Annotated in this window: 23 protein-coding genes, 2 tRNA genes and 1 pseudogene; 16 read left to right on the top strand and 10 right to left on the bottom strand. The window is 67.7% G+C overall.

All coding sequences use genetic code 11. From position 1 onward, the window contains the following. Positions 1–23 precede the first annotated feature (23 nt). From NI1_RS31930 to NI1_RS37550, 4 genes are read left to right on the top strand one after another with little or no spacing between them, the layout of a single operon-like run. A complete protein-coding gene (locus tag NI1_RS31930) occupies positions 24–1,094 on the top strand; it encodes a Glu/Leu/Phe/Val dehydrogenase dimerization domain-containing protein (RefSeq protein ID WP_067828464.1) in 1,071 nt (356 codons plus the stop codon). A gap of 47 nt (positions 1,095–1,141) precedes the next feature. Continuing rightward, positions 1,142–2,620: an amino acid permease gene (locus NI1_RS31925; RefSeq protein WP_067829184.1), complete on the top strand. Its 1,479-nt coding sequence runs from the start codon at positions 1,142–1,144 to the stop codon at positions 2,618–2,620. A gap of 60 nt (positions 2,621–2,680) precedes the next feature. Next, complete coding sequence (locus NI1_RS31920; protein WP_067828461.1) at positions 2,681–3,028, top strand: DoxX family protein; 348 nt, start codon at positions 2,681–2,683, stop codon at positions 3,026–3,028. A gap of 60 nt (positions 3,029–3,088) precedes the next feature. Beyond that, positions 3,089–4,126, top strand: coding sequence for a LysR family transcriptional regulator (locus tag NI1_RS37550; protein ID WP_084524077.1), 1,038 nt, complete (start codon positions 3,089–3,091; stop codon positions 4,124–4,126). On the opposite strand, the pseudogene NI1_RS31905 reads toward NI1_RS37550, so the two are convergent. Beyond that, a pseudogene (locus tag NI1_RS31905) lies at positions 4,107–4,853 on the bottom strand (serine hydrolase); the annotation flags it as partial. The gene NI1_RS37550 and the pseudogene NI1_RS31905 sit on opposite strands and share 20 nt — an antisense overlap. A 224-nt stretch (positions 4,854–5,077) precedes the next feature. Between NI1_RS31905 and bla the strand changes: the two are divergent. The 3 genes from bla (at position 5,078) to NI1_RS31890 (ending at position 7,161) form a co-directional block, all read left to right on the top strand. Next, on the top strand, positions 5,078–5,995 hold the full coding sequence (gene bla, locus NI1_RS31900) for a class A beta-lactamase (protein WP_157535445.1): 918 nt from the start codon (positions 5,078–5,080) through the stop codon (positions 5,993–5,995). Positions 5,996–6,010: 15 nt separating this feature from the next. After that, a complete protein-coding gene (locus NI1_RS31895; RefSeq protein ID WP_067828447.1) occupies positions 6,011–6,658 on the top strand; it encodes a cyclase family protein in 648 nt (215 codons plus the stop codon). A 116-nt stretch (positions 6,659–6,774) separates the two neighbouring features. Next, positions 6,775–7,161 carry a hypothetical protein gene (locus NI1_RS31890; protein WP_157535444.1) on the top strand — a complete coding sequence of 129 codons (387 nt, stop codon included), beginning with the start codon at positions 6,775–6,777 and terminating at the stop codon, positions 7,159–7,161. Positions 7,162–7,250: 89 nt separating this feature from the next. Here the strand turns inward: NI1_RS31890 and NI1_RS31885 are convergent, their stop codons facing one another. Beyond that, positions 7,251–8,465 carry a L,D-transpeptidase gene (locus NI1_RS31885; RefSeq protein WP_084524076.1) on the bottom strand — a complete coding sequence of 405 codons (1,215 nt, stop codon included), beginning with the start codon at positions 8,463–8,465 and terminating at the stop codon, positions 7,251–7,253. A 328-nt stretch (positions 8,466–8,793) separates the two neighbouring features. On the opposite strand from NI1_RS31885, the gene NI1_RS31880 reads away from it, so the two are divergent. From NI1_RS31880 to NI1_RS31870, 3 genes are all read left to right on the top strand, one after another. Then, positions 8,794–8,866 (top strand) — tRNA-Lys (locus tag NI1_RS31880). 82 nt (positions 8,867–8,948) lie between these two features. Then, positions 8,949–9,021 (top strand) — tRNA-Lys (locus NI1_RS31875). A 177-nt stretch (positions 9,022–9,198) separates the two neighbouring features. After that, positions 9,199–9,486, top strand: coding sequence for a hypothetical protein (locus NI1_RS31870; RefSeq protein WP_245663501.1), 288 nt, complete (start codon positions 9,199–9,201; stop codon positions 9,484–9,486). Positions 9,487–9,519: 33 nt separating this feature from the next. On the opposite strand, the gene NI1_RS31865 is transcribed toward NI1_RS31870, so the two are convergent. Further along, positions 9,520–10,125 (bottom strand): UdgX family uracil-DNA binding protein, encoded by a 606-nt coding sequence (locus NI1_RS31865; RefSeq protein WP_067829178.1) that lies wholly within the window; start codon positions 10,123–10,125, stop codon positions 9,520–9,522. 182 nt (positions 10,126–10,307) lie between these two features. On the opposite strand from NI1_RS31865, the gene NI1_RS31860 reads away from it, so the two are divergent. Continuing rightward, the gene (locus tag NI1_RS31860) at positions 10,308–10,898 is read left to right on the top strand and encodes a hypothetical protein (RefSeq protein ID WP_067828438.1); all 591 of its coding nucleotides are present in this window, start codon (positions 10,308–10,310) and stop codon (positions 10,896–10,898) included. 2 nt (positions 10,899–10,900) lie between these two features. Here the strand turns inward: NI1_RS31860 and NI1_RS31855 are convergent, their stop codons facing one another. From NI1_RS31855 to NI1_RS31845, 3 genes are all read right to left on the bottom strand, one after another. After that, positions 10,901–11,704 (bottom strand): SAM-dependent methyltransferase, encoded by an 804-nt coding sequence (locus NI1_RS31855; RefSeq protein WP_245663500.1) that lies wholly within the window; start codon positions 11,702–11,704, stop codon positions 10,901–10,903. A 115-nt stretch (positions 11,705–11,819) separates the two neighbouring features. Next, the gene (locus tag NI1_RS31850) at positions 11,820–13,718 is read right to left on the bottom strand and encodes a CocE/NonD family hydrolase (RefSeq protein WP_067828435.1); all 1,899 of its coding nucleotides are present in this window, start codon (positions 13,716–13,718) and stop codon (positions 11,820–11,822) included. Positions 13,719–13,800: 82 nt separating this feature from the next. Continuing rightward, complete coding sequence (locus NI1_RS31845) at positions 13,801–14,661, bottom strand: GNAT family N-acetyltransferase (RefSeq protein WP_067828432.1); 861 nt, start codon at positions 14,659–14,661, stop codon at positions 13,801–13,803. Between the two features lie 74 nt (positions 14,662–14,735). On the opposite strand from NI1_RS31845, the gene NI1_RS31840 reads away from it, so the two are divergent. Both NI1_RS31840 and NI1_RS31835 read left to right on the top strand, forming a co-directional pair. Beyond that, positions 14,736–15,050, top strand: a complete 315-nt coding sequence (locus NI1_RS31840) for a hypothetical protein (RefSeq protein WP_067828429.1) — start codon at positions 14,736–14,738, stop codon at positions 15,048–15,050. A gap of 48 nt (positions 15,051–15,098) precedes the next feature. After that, on the top strand, positions 15,099–16,151 hold the full coding sequence (locus NI1_RS31835) for a crotonase/enoyl-CoA hydratase family protein (protein ID WP_067828426.1): 1,053 nt from the start codon (positions 15,099–15,101) through the stop codon (positions 16,149–16,151). On the opposite strand, the gene NI1_RS31830 is transcribed toward NI1_RS31835, so the two are convergent. Further along, positions 16,148–16,615, bottom strand: coding sequence for a MarR family winged helix-turn-helix transcriptional regulator (locus NI1_RS31830; RefSeq protein ID WP_084524075.1), 468 nt, complete (start codon positions 16,613–16,615; stop codon positions 16,148–16,150). The two genes, NI1_RS31835 and NI1_RS31830, sit on opposite strands and share 4 nt — an antisense overlap. Before the next feature lie 369 nt (positions 16,616–16,984). Here NI1_RS31830 and NI1_RS31825 point away from each other — a divergent pair, with 369 nt between their 5' ends. After that, complete coding sequence (locus NI1_RS31825) at positions 16,985–17,284, top strand: excalibur calcium-binding domain-containing protein (protein ID WP_067828420.1); 300 nt, start codon at positions 16,985–16,987, stop codon at positions 17,282–17,284. A gap of 363 nt (positions 17,285–17,647) precedes the next feature. Here the strand turns inward: NI1_RS31825 and NI1_RS31820 are convergent, their stop codons facing one another. Further along, the gene (locus NI1_RS31820; protein ID WP_067714900.1) at positions 17,648–17,872 is read right to left on the bottom strand and encodes a DUF3618 domain-containing protein; all 225 of its coding nucleotides are present in this window, start codon (positions 17,870–17,872) and stop codon (positions 17,648–17,650) included. 101 nt (positions 17,873–17,973) lie between these two features. Between NI1_RS31820 and bcp the strand changes: the two genes are divergently transcribed. Next, the gene (gene bcp / locus NI1_RS31815) at positions 17,974–18,447 is read left to right on the top strand and encodes a thioredoxin-dependent thiol peroxidase (protein WP_067828416.1); all 474 of its coding nucleotides are present in this window, start codon (positions 17,974–17,976) and stop codon (positions 18,445–18,447) included. A gap of 173 nt (positions 18,448–18,620) precedes the next feature. On the opposite strand, the gene NI1_RS31810 is transcribed toward bcp, so the two are convergent. Continuing rightward, complete coding sequence (locus tag NI1_RS31810) at positions 18,621–19,898, bottom strand: DUF7159 family protein (RefSeq protein ID WP_067828413.1); 1,278 nt, start codon at positions 19,896–19,898, stop codon at positions 18,621–18,623. 363 nt (positions 19,899–20,261) lie between these two features. Between NI1_RS31810 and NI1_RS31805 the strand changes: the two genes are divergently transcribed. Continuing rightward, positions 20,262–20,906 (top strand): TetR/AcrR family transcriptional regulator, encoded by a 645-nt coding sequence (locus tag NI1_RS31805; RefSeq protein WP_245663525.1) that lies wholly within the window; start codon positions 20,262–20,264, stop codon positions 20,904–20,906. Here the strand turns inward: NI1_RS31805 and acpS are convergent. Then, positions 20,903–21,325, bottom strand: a complete 423-nt coding sequence (acpS, locus tag NI1_RS31800) for a holo-ACP synthase AcpS (protein WP_067828410.1) — start codon at positions 21,323–21,325, stop codon at positions 20,903–20,905. The genes NI1_RS31805 and acpS overlap by 4 nt on opposite strands. Positions 21,326–21,366: the final 41 nt, after the last annotated feature.

Here is a 21,366-nt window from a genome sequence, read left to right as displayed (position 1 = left end):
AGAAAGGATTCACAGTGTCCGTAATGCACACCGATGCAGGGGTTTTCGGTCGCTCGGAGGAGTTGAGCGCACGCCGCCACGAGCAGGTGATGTTCTGCGAGGACGACAAGACCGGGCTGAAGGCGATCATCGCCATTCACTCCACCACGCTGGGCCCGGCGCTCGGCGGCACCCGCTTCTACCCGTACGCGGACGAGTTCGCGGCGTTGCAGGATGTGCTGCGGTTGTCGTGGGGCATGACGTACAAGGCCGCGGCGGCGGGGGTGAACCTGGGCGGCGGTAAGGCCGTCATCATCGGGGATCCGGCCGTACACAAGACTCCGGACCTGCTCGCGGCTTACGCGCGGTTCGTGGAAACCCTTGGCGGCCGGTACATCACGGCGGGCGATGTGGGCACCAATACCGATGACCTGGATCTGATCGGGCAGCACACCCGGTATGTGACCGGGCGCAGCCGGGCGGCGGGCGGTTCGGGTGACAGTGCCCGGCTGACCGCGCTGGGCGTCTTCCATTCGATGCGTGCCGGTGCCGAATCCGTTTGGGGTACAGCGTCGCTGGCGAATCGGACGGTCGGCGTCGAGGGTGTCGGCAAGGTCGGGCGCGAACTCATCGAACTGCTGCTCGCCGATGGCGCGGAGGTGTGCGTCACCGATGTCGACGAGGCTGCGCTCCAGCGTGTTTCGGCCGATCACCCGTCGGTGCGGCTGTTGAGCACGGTCGCCACCGCTCCGGTCGACGTCTACGCCCCCTGCGCCCTGGGCGGCACCCTCACCGCGTCCAGCGCCGAGGCCATCGAGGCCAAGCTGGTCTGCGGCGCTGCCAACAACCAGCTCGCCACCCCGGAGATCGAGTTCGCGCTGAACGAGCGCGGCATCACCTGGGTCCCCGATTTCGTGGCCAATGCCGGTGGCCTCATCCAGGTGGAAGGCGAACTGCGCCAAGCCACTCCGGAGGCGGTCGAAGATGACGTGAGGGGCATCTTCGACCGCTGCCGGGAGATCATCGCGTCCGCGCGCGCCGAGGGCATCGGCACCGGCGCGGCCGCCAATCGTTTCGCCGAGCGCCGGCTCGACGCCATTCCGCGGTCGATCTGAGCGCGGTAGTTCCAGAGAGGAAATGAACAGTGTCGTTCGCCAGCGGTATGTTCCGCACCAAATCGGTTGAACAGTCCATCCGGGACACCGACGAACCGGATTCCAAGCTACGCAAGGACCTGACGGCCCGGGATCTCACCATCTTCGGTGTCGCGGTGGTCATCGGCGCGGGCATCTTCACGCTCACCGCGCGCACCGCGGGTTCGGTGGCGGGACCGGCGGTTTCGCTGGCGTTCGTCTTCGCGGCCATCGCCTGCGGGCTGACGGCGCTCTGCTACGCCGAGTTCGCGTCCACGGTGCCGGTGGCAGGCAGCGCCTACACCTTCGCCTACGCCACCTTCGGCGAGGTGATCGCCTGGATCATCGGCTGGGATCTGATCCTGGAGTTCGCCCTGGCCGTCTCGGTGGTGGCGAAGGGGTGGTCGCAGTATCTCGGTGAGGTACTCGGTTCCCGCCCACCGATTCTGGAGATCGGGTCTATCTCCTTCGACTGGTGCGCGGTGCTGATCATCGCCGTGGTCGGCGTGCTGCTGGCGACCGGCACCAAGCTCTCCTCTCGCGTCTCGGCCATCGCGGTCGCCATCAAGCTGGCGGTGATCGCGCTCGTATTGGTGGTCGGCGCAACGTATTTCAAGGCTTCCAACCTGACGCCCTACATTCCGCCGGCTCAGCCGTCGGAGAAGGCCGAGGGCGTGCACCAGTCGCTGTTCGCCTTCCTCACCGGTTCCGGCGGCACCCATTACGGCTGGTACGGCCTGCTCGCCGCGGCCAGCCTGGTGTTCTTCGCCTTCATCGGCTTCGACGTGGTGGCCACCACCGCGGAGGAGACCCGCAACCCGCAGCGGGACGTGCCGCGCGGCATTCTCGGCTCGCTGGCCATCGTCACGGTGCTCTACGTGGCGGTGTCGCTGATCCTCACCGGCATGGTGCCCTACACCGAGCTGGCGGGCGGAAACGCCACCCTGGCAACGGCTTTCGCCATCCACGGCGATATGTGGGTGAAGAACATCATCTCGATCGGCGCGCTCGCCGGCCTGTCCACCGTGGTCATGGTCATGTTCCTGGGCCAGACCCGGGTGCTGTTCGCCATGTCCCGCGACGGCCTGCTGCCGCGCGGCCTGGCGCACACCGGCAAGAAGGGCACCCCGGTCCGGCTGACCGTCATCGTGGGCGTGGTCTGCGCCCTGCTGGCCGGGTTCGTCGACTTCGGCACCCTCGAGGAAATGGTCAATATCGGCACCCTGGTCGCGTTCGTGCTGGTCTCGATCGGCGTGATCATCCTGCGCCGCACCCGCCCGGACCTGAAGCGCGGCTTCCGGGTGCCGCTGGTCCCGCTGGTCCCGATCCTGGCCGCGCTCTCCTGCCTGTGGCTGATGATCAACCTCTCCATCGAGACCTGGCTGCGCTTCGTGATCTGGATGGCCCTGGGCACCGTCATCTACTTCGCCTACAGCCGCCGGCATTCGGTGCTCGGTAAGTCGAGCGCACCGAGTGAGCCGGCTCTCATGTCACACTCGCGGACCTGACGTCGTCATCCAGGCGAACCACCAACCACGGTGGAACCGCTTGGAAGGACCGTGATTTCAATGAACACCGCTTACCACATCGTCGCCGTCGTCGCCGCGCTCTGGATCGGCTTCTCGGGCTTCTCGCTCGCCACCCGCAAGGACTTCGTGGTGGAACCGCTGGTGCAGTACGGGGTGCCGCAGACCTGGTGGACTCCGCTGGCGGCGGCCAAGGCGGCGGGCGCGCTGGGCCTGGTGGTCGGGTTCTTCATCCCGGCCATCGGGGTGGCGGCCGCGATCGGGCTGATCCTGTACTTCGCCGGCGCGGTGCTCACCACCATCAAGGCCAAGTCGTACGGCACCTCGATCTTCCCGATGCTGTACCTGATCCCCGCCGCGGCCGCGCTGGCCTTGCAGCTGGCTCGGTGATCTGCCGACCGCGCCCCACCATCCACCCTGCGGCCATAGCGAAAACGCTATCGTCGCAGGGTGGATCCGTTACGTCAGCTGCGCTACTTCATCGCCGTCGCCGAGGAACTGCATTTCGGCCGCGCCGCCGACCGGCTCCACATCGCGCAACCCGCGCTGAGCCAGCGCATCCGCAAACTCGAACAGGACCTCGGCGCGCGCCTGCTCGACCGGGACAGCAGGCGGGTCGAGCTGACCGAGGCCGGACAGCTGCTGCTCGCCGAATCCCGCGATCTACTGGCCCGCTGGGAGCGCACGAAATCCCTTGTCGGCAAGGCACATCGGGGCGAGATGGACGCGCTGCGCATCGGGGTGCCGCCGGAGCTGGCCGGCCGGGTGCTCGCCGATATCCTGGTCGCCGTCGAATCCCGGGACGTGCGGGTCGAACTGCACGAACTGACCACCGCCGAACAGTTGCGATTGCTCGCCGACCGCGAACTCGACGCGGGACTGCTGCAATTCCCGGTCGATGTGATCGGGTTGGAATCAGGGCCGGCCGTGGAGACTCCGCTCGGCGTGGTGCTGCCCCGCGATTCCCCACTGGCTGCCCGCGCCACCCTCACCCTGGCCGATCTGAGCGGCCACGGACTGATCATCTTCCCGCGCGCCGCCGCCCCCGGCCTCTACGACACCACCCTGCGCAGCTGCTGGGAGCAGGGCTTCCGGCCCACCGCCGTCCATCACGCCCGCAATCCCGAATTCGTGCTCGGCATGGTGCTCTCCGGCCGCGGCGTGGCCTTCGACCAGGGCATGGTGGCGCAGAAGGAACCGCGGGTGGTGTGGCGTCCGCTGCCGCCGGGCACGCTCACCCGCCGGCTCGCCCTCACCTGGCCCGCCGCCGCACCGCATCCACTGGTCCGCGAACTCGCAGCGGTGATCGCGGGAATCATTCAGGGCGATGGGGCATCCCGCCCGGCGCCGGTGCGGGAGGCGCCGCGACGGCCGTGGGATGTCGTGTATGGGGATGATGATCGAGGCATTCGACCGCTTGCCGCGCCGCCACCCCGATCAGCCGATCCAGCTCCGGCTGCCGGGGCGACAGATCCCCGCTCCGAGTGAAAACCGCTACGGCGTAACGATTTCCGTCCGGATACTCGACCACGCCGATCTCGTTGCGGATGCCGGGCAGTGTCCCGGTCTTGGACCAGAGCCGGATCTCGGACCCGAACGCCGACGGCAGGCGCTGCCCGGCGACCTGCTGGCGCATCAGATCCCGCACCCAGCGGCAGGCTTCCGGCGGGGCGGCGGCATCGGTCCCGATCAGGGTCAGCAGCCGGGTCATCTCGCGCGCGGTACTCGCGGTGGTGCGCAGCGGGTCCAGCGCCCGGGTGCCGAATATCTCGTCCGCGCTCAAAGCCGGGAAACGCCGCGCGAATTCGTCGGCGTCGCGCGCCCCGATGTCCTCGGCCATGGTCTGCCAGATATAGCGCTGCGCTCCGGCGACCCGGGTGGCGGTGAGTCCGAGTTCGCGCAGCAGGGACCGCACATTGTCCACGCCGACCCGGTCGAACAGCAGGTCGGCGGCGGTGTTGTCGCTCAGCGACAGCGTGAAGAACGCCGCGTCCCGCAGGCTGAGCTCGACATCGTCCAGGCAGCCCGCGGTGCCGATCCCGCCGAGCCGGTCGGAGGCCCGCACCCGCACCCGGTCGGCCGAGTCCAGCTGCCCCGCCATCACCTGGCGGGCGAACTCCAGCACCAGCGGCACTTTGACCACCGAAGCCAGCACCACGGGCTCGTCGGCGCCCGCGCCGAACTCGGCGTCGCAGTCGAAGCAGCGGGCGTGCACCCAGCCGCGCGCCCCGGCCTTCCCGAAGATCTCGTCCACCCGGCCAGCATTCCCGGTCCGGCGCGGGATTCCGAATTCGCGGCCGCACGCGTCGATACGCTGCGACGATAAGGCTTTCGATATCGGTTTCGGACGATCTTGGTCTTGGACAGCAGCGCTCCACCCGTGATGTCGTGGAGACACGGCGGAGCGCGAGGGCGACCGCCGATTCTTCCGCTCCCGAAATGATTGCGAGGCAGTCCATGTCGACCCTTCGTGCCCGAGCCCTGCTGGCGCTGGCCCTGCTGCTCCCGGCGACGGCCGGTTGTGAGAGCTCCCCGAAAGATGCTGCGGCACAGTCGGTATCGGCCGACGAGCAGGGCGATCGGCTCCGCACCCTGGAGCAGGAACACACCGCGCGGGTGGGCCTGGCCGGCATCGATACCGGCACCGGGCGCAGCTACGCCTATCGCGGCGACGAGCGGTTCGGCATGGGCTCGACCTTCAAACCGCTGGCCTGCGCGGCGCTGCTGCGCGCCCACCCGCTCGGCACCGGGTACTTCGATCAGCTCGTGCGCTTCACCCAGGACGAGGTGGTGACGAATTCACCGATCGCCGAAACCCGGGTCGCCACCGGCATGACCGTGCGGGAACTCTGCGATGCCGCCATCACCCGCAGCGACAACACCGCGGGCAATCAATTGCTGAAACTGCTCGGCGGTCCCGAGGCGCTCACCGCGTTCCTGCGCAGCATCGGCGATCAGGTCACCCGGCTGGATCGCTGGGAACCCTTGCTGAACAGCAATATTCCGGGTGACGAACGCGACACCACCACACCCGCCGCCCTGGCCGCCGATTACCGGCTGCTGGTGGTCGGCGACGGGCTGGCCGAGCCGGAGCGGCAGCAGCTCACCGCGTGGCTGCTCGACAACAAGACCGGCGGCCCGCGCATCCGGGCCGGGATTCCGGCGGATTGGAAGACCGGCGACAAGACCGGCAGCGGCGATTACGGGGTGGCCAACGACGTCGCCGTCACCTGGCCGGCCGGCGTCTCCGCGCCGCTGGTGATCGCGGTGCTCACCACCAAGACCGAGCCGGGCGCACAGGCCGACAATCCCTTGGTCGCCGCCGCCGCGACGATCGCGGTGGACGCCGTCCGTTAGTGCGAGGATGAGCGCATGCGCCTGATCGACCTGTCGGTTCCGCTGCGCACCGGGATGCCGGTCTACCCCGGCGATCCGGAGGTGCGTATCTCCCCCGCGCTGACCGTCGCCGCCGACGGAGTCAATGTGCTGCACCTGGATATGGGTTCGCAGACGGGGACGCACGTGGACGCGCCGATGCATATCGATGATGCGCTGCCCAGTCTGGAAGCGCTGCCGCTGGAACGGTTCACCGGGCCGGCCGTGGTGATCGACGCGCGCGGGCTGGAGCAGCGGGCCGCGATCGGGCGTGAGTATTTCGAAGGGCGGGTCGCCGCGGGGCTGATCGTGCTCATCGCGACGGGATGGTCGGCGCATTGGGGTTCGGTCACCTATCTCGCCCACCCGTACCTCACCCCCGAGGCCGCCGCCTACCTGGTCGAATCCGGGGTGCGCACCATCGGCATCGATGCGTTGAGCGTGGATCCCACCCCCGCGCACGAGATTCCGGTGCACCGCATCCTGTGCGGCGCGCACGCGGTCATCGCCGAGAACCTCACCGGCCTGGACGAACTGCTGACCGCCCAGGACGCCGGACATGCGATCACGGTTTCGCTGTTCCCGCTCAATCTGCCGGGCGCGGACGGAGCACCGGTGCGGGCCGTGGCGCGCATCGACATGTGACTGAAACGTCACTGTATCTGATTCTGTGGCGCTGCCCACTCGATCTTCGTAGACTGCTCGGGACATGGGGGTGTCGGGGCCCCCGAACACGCGCTCGAAATAGAAAGTCGCTCACTGTGAACCGTTCCGCCCTAACCACTTTGCTGGCCACCGCAGCCATCCTCAGCGCCACGGCGGCCACCGCATCCGCCGAGATCGTGCTCACCGATGCCGCCGCCTCCACCGATACCAAGGACAAGAAGGACGAGGACGTGATGACCGCGGTGACCGGCAGTGCGGGCGGCGGCTCGGTGCAGAGCGCCGGCAGCTCGGGCGGGCTGGCCTCCACCGGTTCGACCGGCACCGGCTCCTTCGGCCTGCCCAATCTGGACAAGATGATCTTCGGCGACTTCAAGAACCTGTGCGTGGCGCTGGGCAGCGCGCACCCGATCTCCGGTGAGGCGTCCTTCGGCTGCAACACCATGAACGTCAAACCGGGCGACGCCGTCCCGGGCACCAAATAGCTTCCCCGGCAGTTCGCGGGACCGACTCGTTCGAGCATGAGAAAGGGCACCGGCATTGCGCCGGTGCCCTTTCTGCGGGTCGAGACCGATCAGCGGTTGTCGTCGGCGTTGCCGGCCTTCCACTGATCCCACGGAATATTCCAGTCACCCAGCCCGTCCACGCCGGAGAGCGTGCCGCCCACCGTGTTCTTGACGATGGTGATGTCGCCGCGCTTGGCGTTCTCGTACACCCAGCGCGCGTTCTCGGGGCTCAGGTTCAGGCAGCCGTGGCTGGTATTGGTCGAACCCTGTGCGCCGACCGACCACGGTGCGGAGTGGAAGAAGATGCCGGAGTAGGAGATTCGGGTCGCCCAGTCGATCGGGGTCTTGTAACCGTCGGGCGAGTTCACCGGGACGCCGTAGGTCGAGGAGTCCATGACGATCTTGTCGAAGCGGTCGCTGACGATGTAGATGCCATTGTCGGTGGGGGTGTTGTTCTTGCCCATCGAGGTCGGCATGGTGCGGATGACCTGGCCGTTCTTCTCCACGGTCACCATTTTGGTGTTGTCGTCGGCGGTGAAGACGGTGGCGTCGCCGATGGTGAAGGTGGAGTGGATGTCGCTGTCGCCGACCAGGCCGTTGCCCAGATCCTTGCCGTAGACGCCCACGGCCACATCGACCTTGGTGCCCGGGGCCCAGAAATGCTCGGGCCGCCAACGGACTTCGCGATTGTTCACCCAGTAGAACGCGCCCTCGACCGCGGGTGTGGTGGTGATCTTGATGGCCGCCTGGGCCGCCTTGCGATCCGGAATCGCCTCGTCGAACTGGACGGCCACCGGCTGACCGATGCCGACCGTCTCGTTCTCACCCGGCAGCAGGTACGGGTGGGTGCGATTGTTCGGCGAAATAGTGCTGAAGCTCATAGTGGTGTTCGCCGCGCCGCCCAGCCCGATGGCGTCCACCGCCAGCTTGTAGGTGCGCGCAAACCCCAACTGCTCGGTCAACTTCCACGACAGGCCGTCCGGCGCGAGCTCCCCCGCCACCGGCTTGCCCTCGGGATTGGTCAGCGTCACATTGGTGAGCTTGCCGTCCTCCACCTTCAACACCAGCGGATCGCCGGGCGAGACGCCCTTCTGGCCATCCTTGACCGGAGCCACCAGCTTCGGCTTCACCAATTCGCTGAGCGGATTGGAATCGATTGCGACAGCGGAGGAATCCTTCGACGATCCCCCCGAGCAACCGGCCACCGCCAGCATTGATACGGACAACACCGCCACGGCCGCGAGCAACTTCCTCGACCGGCGCCGGCCCTGACCTTCGATCATTTGCAACCCCACTTCACGTCTCGGTGCGCAGTCGGCCTCCGGGACCCGGCCCCGACCACGCCTGCTCGACCAGCCACGCCTGCGGAATCGGTCGAGACCACGCTCGGAACATTCTGCCAGGACCAAGCCCCGACCAACGACCAAGCGTCCGCCCCCGCAGGGCTCACCCCTACATCCCTCGCGCCCCCGCCCGCGTTAACACCGTCAACGAATTCCGTCCATCCCGGCAAAACACCCCCCAACCAGCCGATTTCACTTTCCTCGTCCCCGCCTGTTAATCTTTCTTCCGCACCGCAGACCGACGATACGGCGGCCGGCGAAGCATCACGCGCCATTAGCTCAATTGGCAGAGCAGCTGACTCTTAATCAGCGGGTTCGGGGTTCGAGTCCCTGATGGCGCACAAAACGAACGCCTCGGCAGAGCATCGCCGGGGCGTTTGTCCATCGCGGGCAGCCCCACCGCCGCCCGCGAAGCACCACCCAGCGCCATTAGCTCAATTGGCAGAGCAGCTGACTCTTAATCAGCGGGTTCGGGGTTCGAGTCCCTGATGGCGCACAGTATGAAGGCCCCGGCGGTTCGACTGCCGGGGCCTTTCGCGTGCCGCCGCGGCGCGGCGCGCTGACGTGCCGGATTCGCCTGCCTTGTTTCAGGCCACTTTCGCTGGCTACTCGGGTGACGGCCGGTGCGTCGCGCCGGTGTCACCGACAGCGGAAGAGGTCCAGACTCATGATGATGCTCACTCCCACCGCCGCCGAGGCGGTCCGCGACATCACCTCCGGCGAAGGCGTGCCGGACGATTGCGGCTTGCGAATCTCGACCGAGGACAAGGCCCAGACCTTCCAGCTCGCGGTCACCACCGGGCCGGCCGAGCAGGACGATGTGTTCACCGCCGAGGGGGCGCGGATCTTCCTCGACCCGGAATCGGCCGCCTTCTTCGAGGACAAGATCCTCGACACCGGCCTGGACGCGACGGGCAACGCGACCTTCGTCGTCGGGCCGCAGGGTCCCGCCGCTCCCTAGCGGTTCCCGCTCAGGCTTTTCGATGCGGCTCGGTCAGTCCCGCAGCAGCCCCGACACGACGCGCAGATCGGCCACGAACCCGCGGTATGCCGCGTCGCGATCGGGGTCGCGCAGGACCGCCGAGGGATGCACGGTCGCGACGGCCCGGAAATCGGGCAGCTCCAGCACCGTCCCGCGCTGACGGGTGATGCGGAAGTCCTTGCCCAGCAGGGATTGTGCGGCCACCGCACCCAGGCAGACCACCACCTCCGGATGGATATCGTCCAGTTCGGCCGTCAACCACGGTGTGCAGGCGACGATTTCGGTCCGCCCCGGCTTCTGGTGAATGCGCCGTTTCCCCCGCTCGCTGAACTTGAAGTGCTTCACCGCATTGGTGATGTACACGCTGTCCCGCTCGATACCGGCATCCGCGAGCGCCCGATCCAGCAACCGCCCCGACGGCCCCACGAACGGATGCCCCGCCACATCCTCCCGATCCCCCGGCTGCTCCCCGACCAGCACCAGCCGTGCGTCCTCGGGCCCCTCCCCGAAAACGGTCTGCGTGGCATGCCGATACAACTCGCACCCATGGCATCCGCACGCGGCCTGCCGTAATTCGGCCAGGTCCGCCCCCTCCGGGACATAATCCGCCGCCGTCATCGCATACTCCTTCCGACCGATGGATTCATCGCTGTCGAGATCGAGGCGCGGCACGGTATTCCCCATCCAGGCTACCGCCGGTCGCGGTGAGCCGGTCATCCCGCGACCGCCGCGGCAGTGCCGGAAACCCAGGTCGGCGGCGAGTTTCGTTGATATTCTGGGGTTTTCGAGCCGGGGGCGCGATGCCAGATCTCAGCTTCTTGTCGCCATTCATCGACCCGATATCCACCCATGTCGTTCCGTTGCTGAAGAAGATTCCGAAGCGGGCTTGGATAATCATCGGATCCGTTGCGGCGACCGTGGTGCTGTTGATCATCGGGTTCGTGGGTGGGCAGCGGTATGACGAGCGGGCGGAGAAGCCGGTCGCCTCGACCTATGTCGGCGGGCTCGATCTTGCGCAGCACTGTATTTCGTACGGGTTCACCGGGGTGAACGGGTTGTTGTGCATATCCGAGATCAACCTCGATCAGGCGTGCAACTGGCAGTACAAGCAGACCGGGATGCAGCTGCGGTTCTCACGGGACGATCCCTACAGCGGCGTTTGCTACAAATCGGAGAACGAGCCCGTCGGCGGGATCAAAGATATGCCGGGTTACTGCCGGGAGAGCTTTCCGACGAGTAACGAGGTGCGGCCGGCGGTGGTCAACCTCGGGGACAAGAAGACCTGGGTCTGCCAAGCCCCGATCGATATGCGGATCGCGTGCATCTGGCAGTACCAGTTGCGTGACGTGCAACCGCGCAAGGTCGACGAGAATTGGGCCTGCTACAAGTAGCGTCAGGCTTTGCGGGCCATCGCCGCGACGATCAGCTCCTCCCAGCTGGTCAGTTCCTTCTGTTCGAGGGTGGGCATATCGGCGTCGGGGTGCCATTGCCGGCAGGGCAGCAGGCCGTCGTCGAGCAACTCCAGGCCGTCGAAGAGGGCGAGGATGGCCGCGTCGGAGCGGAAGCGACCGCCGAAGGCGTCCAAGATCTTTCGCTCGGTCGCGGCGGCCTCCCGGGTTTGCCCGGGCCGGAAGTGCGAGAGGTAGACGAAGCTGCCGGAGGCGATCCGATCCGTCCAGAAGCGCACCACGCCCACCGGATCGTGCTCGTCCTCCACGAAGCTCAGCACCGCGCTGAAGAGCAAGGCGACCGGTTGGTCGAAGTCGATGAGGCGCTGCACATCCGGATGATCGAAGATCCGCCGCGGCTCCCGCACATCGGCTTCCAGCATGGCGATCCCGTCGTCGACCGCCAGCAGGGCGCGGCCGTGCGGGGCCACGAACGGATCGTTGTCGACGTAGACGATCCGCGCGTCGGGTTGCTGCCGCCGCGCGATCTCGTGCACATTCGGCTCGGCGGGCAATCCACAGCCCATATCGATCACCTGCCGCACTCCCGCCGCCGTGGCGGTCCGCACGGCCCGCAGTACGGCCGCCCGGTTCGTGATCGCCAGCTGTTCGGAACCGGGCAGATCCGCTTTGAAGGAATCGCCGAGATCCTTGTCGGGGCCGTAATTGTCGCGGCCGCCGAGGATGTAGCTGTACGTACGAGCAACGCTCGGCCGCGATTGCCGAGCGCGCATGGCGTCGATATTCACCTGTCACCCATACCTTCCGGTGTCCAACGGCGATAGACGGATTCGTTCCCACCGACGATAGAGGTCAGCACCCGGTACGCGGAAGCGGTTGCCGTATCTCGAAGGTGAGAGGGCCTCAATCGGCCGATACGACGGCTTGGAAACTGAGGTAGGCCGGGTGCTCCGGGTCGATGAGGATGGCCTGACCGGTGATCTCGCGCTTCTTCCAGCGCGGGATCATATGGCGCGGGAAGCTGGTGCGGCTCACCGCGATTCGCAGACGATGACCGGTGCGGAGCCGGGCCTCGGTGGGGTTGATCTCGATATCCAGATCGAAGGGTTCGCCGGGGATCACCGGCTCGATGGTGTCCGCGGTGAGCGGATGGATCGGGAACAGGAGTTCGCCGCCCACGCGGTAGCTGGTCTCCTCCTCGGTGTAACGGTGCGAGGAGAGCAGCGCACCGCGGGTCAGGGCGACCGAGGTGCCATCGGGGTGGACATCGCAGACCGTCACCGACCAGAAGGCGTCGGTGCCGTCGGCCACGGCGTGCAGGTGCAGGTTCATCGGGCCGGTGAGGGTCAGGCCGCCTTCGAAGGGTTCGGAGGTGAACGTGACAGCCGTTGCCTCGCTGCGGCGTTCGTCATTGCCGTGCGCGCGGCCGAGCAATAGCGTCACGCCCATGCTCATCACTGCGCTGTTGTTCGAGGCGGCACTGACGCGGCCGCCGGGCACCGGTAGGCGGGTCTCCACCTCGTCGGCCCGCGGGGACAGGCCCGCGTCGACGGCGGCGTGCGGGGCGGTGCCCGTGCGGTCGCCGGTCAGGTACAGCCTGCGGACCGCACCGGCGGCATCGGGGTAACGGTCGCGCTGAATCCAGCGGCCGTCGCCCTGACGGCGCACCGTGATCGGGCCGTAGCGGTCGATGCCGTTGTCGATGCCCTTGACCCAGCGGTCGAAGAACGCGCACTGGAGTTCGTCGATGGCCTGCGGATTGCCCGGATCACCGAAGCCGGCGCCCGGGGTGAGGTGATAGGAGTCGTCGACCAGCACCTGCTTCGGGCCGCCGGGCACCGGAATACGGTCGTACATACGGAAATTGGAGCGGTTGTAGACGTCGTGCCAGCCGCCGTGGATCCAGGTGGGCGTCTCGATGTCTTCCAGCCGGGGCAGCTTCTCGGCCCACATTTGATTGAGGTAGGCGTCCGGGTGGTCGTTGAACGCCAGCCGCACCGCCCGCCGCGCCCACCCCGACCGCTTGGTCAGGCGCTCGCGCAGGAACTCACCGGCCAAGCCCTCGCGCAGCAGGCCCGGCCAGGCCGGAAACCATTTGCCGCCATCGACTCCCAGAATCCACAGCAGCAGGCCCGGCGTCGGCACGCCACCGGTCAGCCCCAGCTCGCGCGGCGGGTCCTCACCCGCCTCGACGGCGAAGACCGCCCGCAGGCCCGCGGGCCGCTGCGCCGCGCTGTGCAGGGCCGCGATCGCCCCGTAGGACAGGCCGGTCACCGCCAGATCCCCATTGCACCAGGGCTGTTCGCGCACCCAGCGCAGTACCTCCACATAGTCCTGCTGCTCGCGCGGGCTGAAGAAATCCCAAGCGCCGGTGGAGCTTCCGGTGCCTCGCACATCCACCATCAGCCCGACGTAGCCGCGTGCGACGGCCGTCCGGTTGATGGCGAACGGCTCCAGCACGCCGCCCGCGGGGGTCCGCAGTACATCCCGCGCGGTCATCCGGCTGCGATCCGAGGCCCGCACCCGTCCCGCCAGCCGTCGCAGCGTCGAATTCGCCCGCATCCCATGGCGATTGAACATCTTGTTGTAGGGCGTGAAGTTCACGATGGCGGGCAGCGGCTCATCTGTCGCTCCGTCCGCGTCGCCCGGCCGCAGGATATCGGCCGAGAGCATCACCCCGTCCGACATCCGGATCGGAACCGTATTGCGCGCGAACAACTTCGGATACCGCACCGGGCCGATATCGAAGCGGGTGTCCGGAACCACCACGGATGATTCGGCTGTGGACAAGAGTTCGCTCATCACGAGTCCTCACGACGTCGGTATCGAACCCTCAGCCTAAATCGTCTGGGACAGTTTCCATAGGGGTTCGACAGGACGGCCGTCAGCCCAGTTCGAGGGTGGTCGCGCCGAAGACGCGTTCGCGGTGGTGGTCGCGGACCGGGCCGGTGTACATGCGGGCGGTCTCGAAACTCGGTGTGAGACCGGATTCTTCGGCCAGGCGGACGGCGGAGTCGTTGCACAGGGGGACATCCAGTGCGATGGCGGCGCCGCCGGCGAGTTCGGCGAGGGCGGCGAGCAGTTCGCGGGCGCTGCGGGCATCGTCGGCGAAGAGCGGGCCGACGCGCAGGCAATCGCGGGCCGGGCGGACGGCGGCGTAGCCGGTGAGCTCGCCGCCGGCGAAGCGCACCAGGGTCCGGTTTCCGGGGTCGGCCAGCCAGGTGGTGAGGAACGGCTCGCGATCGGCCGGGAGACAGGCGGAGTCGTAGGCGTGCACGGCGGGCAGGTCCGCGGGCTCCAGGGCGCGCACCGAACCATCGGACGGCGCCGGCTGGGGCACCCCGGTGAATCGCGCACTGCCGTAGGCGAATTCGAAGCCGCTGCGGCGATAGTTGCGCTGCTGGCCCGGAACCCCGTCCAGGCCGATGACGCGATCGCCCGCATGCGCCAGACCGGCCTTCCAGGTCGCCATTCCGAGCCCGCGACCGCGCAGGTCGGGGCGGACCAGATAGAAACCGAGGAAGGCGTAGTCGGAGCTGTAGTTGACCACCGAGACAGCGGAGACCGGTTCCCCGTCCAGGTGTCCGAGCAGGAACCCCTCGGGGTCCTGGGCGAAGAACGCCGCGGTGTCCCGCTCCCCTGGATTCCAGCCTTCGGCGGCCGCCCAGTCGGTGACGACCGACCATTGCTCACGGGTTGCGGGGGTGACGATCAGGGCATCTGGCCCGGCTGCGGCCTCCGGCATGCGTCCACGGTACCTGTCACCGGGCTGCGGTAGGGTCGCCTCGACAGTGTTCCCTACCTGCGGGGTTGCGAGAGATGGCCGACTACGCGCACTCCGATCACGCCAGCCGCAGCCGGGAGGAGAAGGCCCGGCGGCTGGCCGCCTATATCTGGTCGCGCGGGATCACCGGCGGCGAATTATTGGAGCTGCCGATGCCGCAGCGGCGCAAACTCGCGCGCGCCGCGGACGCCAACCCGCCGAGCACCGATGAGACCTGGCAGGTGGTGGCGCGCATGCTCGACGAGAAGGACGCCTGGGCCGAGCGCAATCCCGGGCATCCCTCGGCGCGGCGGGAGTTCGCGGACGAGAAGATTCTCTGGGTGAAACCACCGGTCAAGCCCTGGGAGTGAGGGCCCCGCCCCTTGACAGCAAGAAATGAACCGGGGTTCACTGCTTGCGTGTCACCCGATTACGAGAACCATGCCGGGACGCGGCCGGCCGCCTGGCGCGACGAGCTGACCGGCGGCGACGATTCGCTGTTCGAGGGGCGTCCGGAACCCGAGAGCGGATTCACCGGGCGCACATTGACCTACGAGGTGACGGGGCGGATCGCCCGGATCACCTTCGATCGCCCGGAGCACGGGAACGCCATCACCTCCGATACGCCGATCGAGCTGGCGGCCGCGGTCGAGCGCGCCGATCTGGATCCGCGCGTGCACGTGATCGTGGTGAGCGGGCGCGGGAAGGGGTTCTGCGGCGGGTACGACCTGTCGATCTTCGCCGAGAACAGCTTCGCGCCGGCGCAGGGGGCGCAGCCGACCGAGGGCACCGTGCTGGATCCGGCGGTGCAGGCGCGCAACCACAACCCTTGGGGCACTTGGGATCCCATGGTCGATTACGCCATGATGTCGCGGTTCAACCGGGGCTTCGCCAGCCTGCTGCACGCCAACAAGCCGACGGTGGCCAAGGTGCACGGGTTCGCCGTCGCGGGCGGGACCGATATCGCGCTCTACGCCGATCAGATCATCTGCGCCGAGGACGCCCGGTTCGGGTATCCGCCCACCCGGACCTGGGGGATCCCGGCGGCGGGGATGTGGGCGCACCGGGTCGGCGACCAGCGCGCCAAGCGGTTGCTGTTCACCGGGGACAGCCTCACCGGCAAACAGGCGCTCGAGTGGGGGCTGGCGATCGAAGCGCCGCCCGCCGATGAGCTGGACGAGCGCACCGAGGAGCTGCTGCAACGGATTTCGCGGGTGCCGATCAATCAGCTGGTGATGGCGAAGCTGGCACTCAACAGTGCGCTGCTGAATCAGGGCGTGCTGAATTCGGGCATGATCAGCACGGTTTTCGATGGCATCTCGCGGCACACCAGGGAGGGTTACGCCTTCCAATTGCGCGCCGCCACAGCCGGTTTCCGGGAGGCGGTGCGGGAACGCGACGAGCCGTTCGGGGATTGGCGCGGGCAGTTCGGCAAGCCCGAGCAGCCCGCCGACGACGCGGCCGGAAGTTAGCTAGCGGACTCGGGCAGGTCCGTACGCTCGGCTTCGGCGACCACCTTGGCCGAGAGCGAGCGCATGGCCGCCGCCTCGCCGGCGGTCAGCTCGTCGATGAACAGTCGCCGCACCAGGTCCACGTGATTGGGCGCGGCGGCCTCCAAGGCCGTGCGGCCCGCCTCCGTGAGCATGACCTCGCGGCCGCGGGCATCGTCGACGGCTTGGCAGCGGCCGACCAGTCCGCGGGCGGCCATCCGCGAGAGGTGTTTGGAGAGGCGGCTCTTGTCCCAGCAGATCTCCGCGCCCAGTTCCTTGGCGCGCAGGGTGCCGCCCGCCGCGGCGAGGGCGACCAGCACCTCGTAGTCCGAGGTGGAGAGGCCGTCGCGGGCGAGCCCGGCGGCGATGGCCGCGTCCAGTCGCTGCCGCAGCCGGATATAGGACTGCCAGGTCGCCTGTTCCTCGTCGCTCAGCCAGCGGGTCATGGGGTCCATCCTAGCGACGCGTAGTTGACACGGACACCAACGGCGGCCCGACGCGAGCCGCCCCGGCAATTCTCGAACTTCGTGAATCGGACATAATTTTTGAGCTTTGCGAAACATAATGCCCGCGAAGGCGATACATAATCGGCGCAACAGGACTATTGGGACATGTTCTGCCGGAACAGGTCCCGGCCGCGAAGGCTGCGAAGGGGTTTTACCTCGATAGATAGCCCATCCGGTTGACAATGCAACGTTGCGCCAGAACAGTAGACGCCGGACCGGACCGGCCACCGTGCCACAACCCCGCAGCGGTGGCGTAACCGCGCCGAACCGGGCCGCTACCAAACCTATTGCGCCGACATTGAGGAATACATGAACGTTCGCCGGCTACTCGTCACCGCCAGCGTTGCGAGCCTGACGTCTCTCGCCCCGCTCGCCGCCGCCACCGCCGACGTCCCCACCGGGTCGTCCGGCACCGGCTCCTCCACCATCGATACCGGCTCCGGCGCGACCGGTTCGGCGAATCTCACCCAAACCGGCTCCGCCGGCGGTTCCTACAAGAACTGCGACGAAGCCCGCGCCGCGGGCCACGCCCCCCTCTTCCGCGGTGAACCGGGCTACGGCCCCCACCTCGACCCCGACGGCGACGGATTCGCCTGCCCGACCGTCTAGTTCGGGCACCCGCGGGTTGATCCCGCGACAAACTTCACGGCCCCGATCCGGAGCGGATCGGGGCCGTGGCATACGAAGTAAAAGCACCCGGCGCCGTGTGGGCACCGGGTGCTTCGAAGTATTGGACGGTCGAGCGACCGGACCGCTCAGGCTCGGGAGGCCGCCGTGACCGCGGCGCGGGCACGGCGTCCTGTGCGTTCGACCCCGCTGGCGGCGGCCACGTCGGGATGCTTCGACGTCGGCGCGGCTGGGCCGCACGCCCGAGCCCGGGTCGCGGGGCGATGTGACTGTTTCCTCCCGATGCGGCGGGCCCCGGATCCGTCAGGGATCCGGGGCCCGGTTCACCGCAAGGCTATTCGCCGCTCAGCGGCGGAAGATCCGCACCAGCACCAGCGTGGCGACCAGGGCCCCGGCGCCGATCAGGCTGTACTTGATCTTCGGCTCGTTCACCTTGGCCACGAACGACTGCTTGGCATTGTCGGCCAGCCGCTGCGGATCGGCCCGCACCGCGAGTTCGTCGAGGGTGCTCGCGAGCCGGTTACGCGCGGCCTCGATCTCCCGCTCGATCGCCTCGGTGTCTCTCGCCACGTCACACTCCTGTCTGAAAGCCGCCACCCCGGACGGCGCTGTTGACCTGCCCTGGAGTGTATCGCTCACAAGCGGTCCGGCCCGTCTACTACCGTGCAGGCATGACCGAGAACCACCGACTCAGTCCCGGCGATGCCGCGCCCGCCTTCACCCTGCCCGATGCCGACGGCAAAGAGGTTTCGCTGTCGGACTATCGCGGACGCAAGGTGATCGTGTACTTCTATCCGGCCGCGAGCACCCCGGGCTGCACCAAGCAGGCCTGCGATTTCCGCGACAGCCTGGGCGAATTGAACGAGGCCGGGCTGGATGTCATCGGCATCTCCCCCGACAAGCCCGCCAAGCTCGCCAAGTTCCGCGACAACGAAGGACTCACCTTCCCGCTGCTGTCCGACCCGGAGAAGGAAGTCCTCCAGGCGTACGGCGCCTTCGGCGAGAAGACCATGTACGGCAAGACCGTCACCGGCGTCATCCGCTCCACCTTCCTGGTGGACGAGCAGGGCAAGATCGAAGTCGCCCAATACAACGTGCGCGCCACCGGACACGTGGCCAAGCTGCGCCGCGAACTGTCGGTCTGAGAGAAACGAAAAGCCCCGGCCCGCACCGCAGGACGCCACGCGCTCGCGTCCGCGGTCCGGGCCGGGACTCGGGCCTCGACATCGCCCCTGCTCACGTCGAGATCAGTGCCCGCTTCGTGCATGCGCGGGCACTGCCCGTCTCACCGCTACCGCAGTTCGAACCGGTCTTCGTCTCAGACGCGTGGCAGCAGCTGTGCCGCCCACTGAACCATCATGTGCCAGTGGTTGTCCCACCATTTGGAAAATTCGGGGGTACCGACCGGAGGCGGGGCGAGTTCGCCCGGGAACAGGCCGCCATCGGCGGGTGAGCCGACGGTGTGGGTGGGGGCGGGGATGATCGAGTCGGTCGCGCTGGACTTCTCGCCTTCGGGCTGGGCTTTGATCAGCGGTTTCGACGGGCGCTCGGTGCGTGAATCCGGACCCCAGTTGAGGGTGGCCGGATCGACGGTGACGATCTCGGGTTCGGGCTGGAGTTGCGGGCTCGTCTGCTCGGTGAGCGGCGCGCCCGCCTCGGTCGGCTGACCGGGCAGGCCGTCGACGACGTCGCCGGCGGAACCGCTGTCGAGTCCCGGTTCCCCGATCGGCTGCTGGACGCCGTGGGTGTGCGGGGCATCGGCCGAGACGCGGGCGTCGATGAGCTTGGGTTCGGGCACGATCTTGGAGTTGTTGCTCGCGGTGTAGACCCCGCCGACCACCAGTCCACCGGCCAGCACGCTGGCGGCCGCGAACAACGCGGCGGTACCCCGCGCCCGCTTGATGCGTTCCGCGGCCTCCCCGGCGAACTCGGTCTCGGGCAGCGCGGCCAGCGCGGCACCGATGGCGGGTGCGTTGGCGGCCACCGAGCACGGAATGACGGGCGCGCCGAAACCGGACTCCAGCGCCGCGACCACGGTGGGTTCGCTTGCGGCCGAACCGATCAGCACCACCGCATCCGGTTTCACGCCGGCCGCATCGAACTGGTCCCAAGCGGCGGTGACGGCCGCGCGCATGGGCTCCTCGGTGGTGGCTCCGCCGTTCAGCGTGACCGCCGCCAGCACCCGGCTGCGGTCCGGATCGATCAGCGAGAAGGCCTGGAACCCCGGCACCACCTCGCAGATGGCCAGGTCCTCGAACTCGTCCACCCAGCTCATGGCGCGCGCCACGGCCAGATGCGCGGCCTTGGCCGACACCAGCGACGCCTCGTGCCAGGGCCCGGACGCGAGCCGCGTGACGATGGCCCGGCGTTCGGCGGCGTCCCGGTACGCGACCGCCGCGCCCACCACTTCGCGATCCGGTCCCAGCTTGTCCGCCAGCTCCTCCAGCACCGTCTCCACCGCGGCGGCGAGATCGGCTTTGGTGTCGCCGGCAATCTTTTCCACGCGCTCGTCCACCACGCGCTCGGTCAGTTTGTCACCGTCGGCGAGCGCCACCGCGCGCACAATGCCGCGCTCGGTAGCAACCCCGATGGTCACCGCGGAACGAACAACAGCAGAAGCAACCACAGATCAGCCTTCCAACGTTGTGACGATGCAACGAAACTCTGGTGGTTTCCGAGGGCAAGCCCCCGGACCCCCGATGCTTTCGGGGTTGGCGGGGCCGCGGCCCCCTTTCGTTTGCTGAGGGGCAGCTGGGAAGCAGCTGCGATGGTTGTTCGGAACCGTTCCCGGGTGTGGATTGGTGTGAAGCCACGACGAGATAGGGACACACGAAGTACCGCAGCGTGTCATCCGCGTGTCGCTACCTCTAGGCTGTTGAACGTGGAAGCACGCACGGGAACCAGGTCGACGCGGCGACCGGACCCCGCGTTGGAGTTGCAGGACGACCCGCAGGAGCTGATGCCGCGTCGCCGCCCGACGCAGGAACGGTCCAAGCGCAAGTTCGACGCCCTGCTCCAGTCTTCGAGAGAACTCCTGGTCGAAGTCGGCTTCGAATCCTTCACCTGTGAGGAAGTCGCGGCCCGCGCCGAGGTCCCGATCGGCACCCTCTACCAGTTCTTCGCCAACAAATACGTCATCGTCTGCGAGCTGAATCGCCAAGACCTGGTGGCGGTTTCCCAGGAGCTCTCCGAATTCCACGGCGAGATCCCGTCGATGGACTGGCTCCGCCATATGAACGCCCTGGTGGATCACCTGGCCGACCTGTGGATGACCGACCCGTCCCGCCGCGAAGTCTGGCTGGCAATGCAATCCACGCCCTCGACCCGGGCGACCGGCGCGATCCACGAGAAGGAATTCGCCGAAGCGGTAGCCCAGATGCTCCGCCCACTGATGCCGCGCACTCCCCGCGGCCGCCGCTCGATGATGGCCCAGGTGCTGGTGCACGTCGTCTATTCGATGCTCAACTTCTCGGTCCAGGACGGCCTCAGCCACGAAGACGCCGTAGCCGAACTGAAGCGACTCATGGTCGCCTACTTGCTGATTGCCGAGAAGGAGTCCCGAACCGGCGGCCAGCGCACGCCGGTCGAGCCCGACATGAACTAACCGTTGATCAAGTCCGCTAGTTCGCCCGGATCCTCCAGCACCACCATGGCCGCCGCCGTATCCCCGTCATGGGTCAGCGACAGGTGCACCCGCGCCCGGGGCAGGAATTCCGCCGCGAGCCCGTGCAGCTTGATGCTCGGCCGTCCCCAGGCGTCATTGACAACCTCGATCAACGGGTAAGGGTTGTCGCCGATTTGGGGGCTGCGCGCGAAGCGAGAGGAAGCCCAAGCCTTGATGACCGCCTCCTTGGCAGCCCACCGGGTGGCGTAACTACGCGCGGGATCGGTGCCCTTGCTCTGGCAGTAGCGGCGTTCTCCCGCGGTGAAACTCTCCCGGATCATGGTGGTTCCGGTGCGTTCCAGTTGTTCGGCGAACTCGGAGATGGTGACCAAGTCCAAGCCGATACCAAGGATCGTCACGGTGAGGGACTCCTCGATTCTTCTTGTGTGCTGTCGTTAGG

It is taken from the genome of Nocardia inohanensis NBRC 100128, assembly GCF_001612945.1.
In the GTDB taxonomy this organism is placed as follows: Bacteria; Actinomycetota; Actinomycetes; order Mycobacteriales; family Mycobacteriaceae; genus Nocardia; species Nocardia inohanensis.
Note: the sequence above shows the minus strand (reverse complement) of the source record. Positions and strands in the feature narration are given on the sequence as shown.

Bases quoted from the DNA above. Each gene is read 5' to 3' on its own strand.
- NI1_RS31870 (WP_245663501.1), top strand. From the start codon at position 9,199: ATGCTCACTCCCACCGCCGCCGAGGCGGTCCGCGACATCACCTCCGGC.
- NI1_RS31920 (WP_067828461.1), top strand. From the start codon at position 2,681: ATGAACACCGCTTACCACATCGTCGCCGTCGTCGCCGCGCTCTGGATC.
- bla (WP_157535445.1), top strand. From the start codon at position 5,078: ATGATTGCGAGGCAGTCCATGTCGACCCTTCGTGCCCGAGCCCTGCTG.
- NI1_RS31840 (WP_067828429.1), top strand. From the start codon at position 14,736: ATGGCCGACTACGCGCACTCCGATCACGCCAGCCGCAGCCGGGAGGAG.
- NI1_RS31830 (WP_084524075.1), bottom strand. From the start codon at position 16,615: ATGACCCGCTGGCTGAGCGACGAGGAACAGGCGACCTGGCAGTCCTAT.
- NI1_RS31865 (WP_067829178.1), bottom strand. From the start codon at position 10,125: ATGACGGCGGCGGATTATGTCCCGGAGGGGGCGGACCTGGCCGAATTA.
- NI1_RS31845 (WP_067828432.1), bottom strand. From the start codon at position 14,661: ATGCCGGAGGCCGCAGCCGGGCCAGATGCCCTGATCGTCACCCCCGCA.
- NI1_RS31860 (WP_067828438.1), top strand. From the start codon at position 10,308: ATGCCAGATCTCAGCTTCTTGTCGCCATTCATCGACCCGATATCCACC.
- NI1_RS31895 (WP_067828447.1), top strand. From the start codon at position 6,011: ATGCGCCTGATCGACCTGTCGGTTCCGCTGCGCACCGGGATGCCGGTC.
- NI1_RS31850 (WP_067828435.1), bottom strand. From the start codon at position 13,718: ATGAGCGAACTCTTGTCCACAGCCGAATCATCCGTGGTGGTTCCGGAC.
- NI1_RS31825 (WP_067828420.1), top strand. From the start codon at position 16,985: ATGAACGTTCGCCGGCTACTCGTCACCGCCAGCGTTGCGAGCCTGACG.
- NI1_RS31930 (WP_067828464.1), top strand. From the start codon at position 24: ATGCACACCGATGCAGGGGTTTTCGGTCGCTCGGAGGAGTTGAGCGCA.
- NI1_RS31805 (WP_245663525.1), top strand. From the start codon at position 20,262: ATGCCGCGTCGCCGCCCGACGCAGGAACGGTCCAAGCGCAAGTTCGAC.
- NI1_RS31885 (WP_084524076.1), bottom strand. From the start codon at position 8,465: ATGATCGAAGGTCAGGGCCGGCGCCGGTCGAGGAAGTTGCTCGCGGCC.
- NI1_RS31925 (WP_067829184.1), top strand. From the start codon at position 1,142: ATGTTCCGCACCAAATCGGTTGAACAGTCCATCCGGGACACCGACGAA.
- bcp (WP_067828416.1), top strand. From the start codon at position 17,974: ATGACCGAGAACCACCGACTCAGTCCCGGCGATGCCGCGCCCGCCTTC.